Origin of the sequence: Streptomyces sp. HPF1205 (assembly GCF_020400825.1) — a bacterium.
Taxonomy (GTDB): Bacteria; Actinomycetota; Actinomycetes; order Streptomycetales; family Streptomycetaceae; genus Actinacidiphila.
Map to the genome: position 1 here is coordinate 1 of NZ_JAINVH010000152.1, position 497 is coordinate 497.

1 protein-coding gene is annotated in these 497 nt (G+C 73.0%); it reads left to right on the forward strand.

Annotated elements, in window-relative coordinates; all coding sequences use genetic code 11:
- Window positions 1-31: 31 nt before the first annotated feature.
- Window positions 32-497 (forward strand): ketoacyl-synthetase C-terminal extension domain-containing protein (locus tag K7G61_RS36060; protein ID WP_308190817.1); only part of this gene is annotated, 466 nt, incomplete at its 3' end.

Sequence of the window (497 nt, forward strand, 5' to 3'; positions counted from 1 at the left end):
GCCGCGTCGGGTGGGTGTGTCGTCGTTCGGTATGAGTGGTACGAACGCGCACACGATCCTGGAGCAGGCTCCCGACACCACCCACGAACCCGAGCCGGCCCCGCGCACCCGCGTCCCCCTCACCGTCTGGCCCCTGTCGGCCCGCACCGAGGACGCCCTACGCGACCAGGCCGCCCGCCTCGCCACCGCCGTCACCGACCACCCCGAGGCCGACCTCGCCGCCCTGGGCAGCGCCCTCGCCACCACCCGTACCGCCTTCGAGCACCGGGCGGTCGCCGCCGGCCGCACCCGTGACGACCTCCTGACCGCGCTCGACGCCCTCGCGAACGGCACCGACCACCCCGACCTGGTCACGGGCAGCGTGGTGGAGGGTCGCACGGCGTTCCTGTTCTCCGGTCAGGGTAGTCAGCGTGCGGGTGCGGGGGGTGAGTTGTACGGGGTGTTCCCGGTGTTCGCGGATGCGCTGGATGAGGTGTGCGCGTATTTCGACGCGGAGC